The organism is Streptomyces sp. AcH 505 (assembly GCF_000818175.1).
Lineage (GTDB): Bacteria > Actinomycetota > Actinomycetes > Streptomycetales > Streptomycetaceae > Streptomyces.
On record NZ_JTIY01000001.1, the window covers coordinates 4,512,117 to 4,513,389 of the forward strand.

General features: G+C 69.8%; 2 protein-coding genes and 1 pseudogene. 1 reads left to right on the forward strand and 2 read right to left on the reverse strand.

Translation table 11 applies throughout. The features are described from left to right. A pseudogene (locus HY68_RS45340) lies at positions 1-114 on the reverse strand (3-oxoacyl-ACP reductase); the annotation flags it as partial. Positions 115-278: 164 nt separating this feature from the next. Between HY68_RS45340 and HY68_RS40845 the strand changes: the two are divergent. Further along, positions 279-506 carry a hypothetical protein gene (locus HY68_RS40845; RefSeq protein WP_078863698.1) on the forward strand — a complete coding sequence of 76 codons (228 nt, stop codon included), beginning with the start codon at positions 279-281 and terminating at the stop codon, positions 504-506. An 82-nt stretch (positions 507-588) separates the two neighbouring features. Here the strand turns inward: HY68_RS40845 and HY68_RS45345 are convergent. Further along, positions 589-1,273 (reverse strand): TerD family protein (locus tag HY68_RS45345; RefSeq protein ID WP_241778629.1); only part of this gene is annotated, 685 nt, incomplete at its 5' end.

A 1,273-nucleotide genomic window follows, 5' to 3' on the forward strand; every position in this document is an offset into this window, starting at 1 on the left:
GTAGTGGACGGCGACCCGGTCGCCGTTGGCGGCGAAGGCGCTCGCGAGGGCGCGGCCGAGCCCCCGGGAGGCTCCGCTGACAAGGACAGCGCGACCGGTGGCGGACAGTTTCATCAAGGCTCGGAACCCTTTCGGTTTCGGACGGGGCACGGTACGCTCCGCCACCCCTTTCGGCGACCCTTCCCGCCCTGCGAACAGGGCCCCGGAACGGGTGATCCGGAGGCCGGTCAGCCGCCGGGCATGGCGCGGCGGGGCTCCTTGGGCGCATACTCCAAGTAATGACAAAGTCAGCCGGATCCCGGCGCCACCTGCCGTCCAGTCCCTTCAACCGCCAGGCCCCGGCCTCTCCTCCGCCCGAGAAGTTCGATGTCGGAGACCGTGTCTCCCACGATCAGTTCGGGCTGGGGAGAGTCATCGGAGTCGAGGGCGAACATGCCGTGCTCATCGATTTCTCCGGGCGTCAGGGGAGGATCCTGAGTCCCTTCTCCAAGCTCACCAAGCTCTGAAGACAGTGGCCCACGGGCCGCCGCGGGTCATGCGCGACCGCGGCGGCCCGTGGTGCGTTCAGGGGAGCGGGACCGGACCGCGTCAGAGCAGCTTCGCCGCCGGCTTGACCATGCCGCGGACCGTGCGGGACTTCACGAACTCGCCGATGGCCGTCATCTCCCACTCGCCGGAGAACTGCCGGACGAACTTGGCCATGATCACCCCGGTCTGCGGCTCGGCGCCGGTCAGGTCGAAGCGCACCAGCTCCTGATCGGTGGCCGCGTCGATCAGCCGGCAGTACGCCTTCGCCACCTCGTTGAACTTCTGCCCCGTGAACGAGTTGACGGTGAACACCAGGCCCGTCGCCTCGGCGGGGAGCCGGCCGAGGTCGACCACGATCACCTCGTCGTCACCCGCGCCCTCACCCGTGAGGTTGTCCCCGGAGTGCTTGATCGCTCCGTTGAGGATGGAGAGCTTGCCGAAGTAGCAGCTGTCCAGGTGGTTGCGGTTCGGGCCGTACGCGATGACCGAGGCGTCCAGGTCGATGTCCTTGCCGCGGAAGGCGGGCTCCCAGCCGAGCCCCATCTTGACCTGGGAGAGCAGCGGCTTGCCGCCCTTGACCAGCGACACGGTCTCGTTCTTCCGGAGGCTGACCCGGCCCTTGTCCAGATTGATCTTCCCGCCGCCCTGCGCGGCCGGGGGACCGGGCGGTGCGGCGGGGGCCTGGGGCGCTGCCGGTGCCTGCGGTGCCGCCGGGGCCTGGGGCGTCACGGGCGCCTGCGGCGGG

Bases quoted from the DNA above. Each gene is read 5' to 3' on its own strand.
- HY68_RS40845 (WP_078863698.1), top strand. From the start codon at position 279: ATGACAAAGTCAGCCGGATCCCGGCGCCACCTGCCGTCCAGTCCCTTC.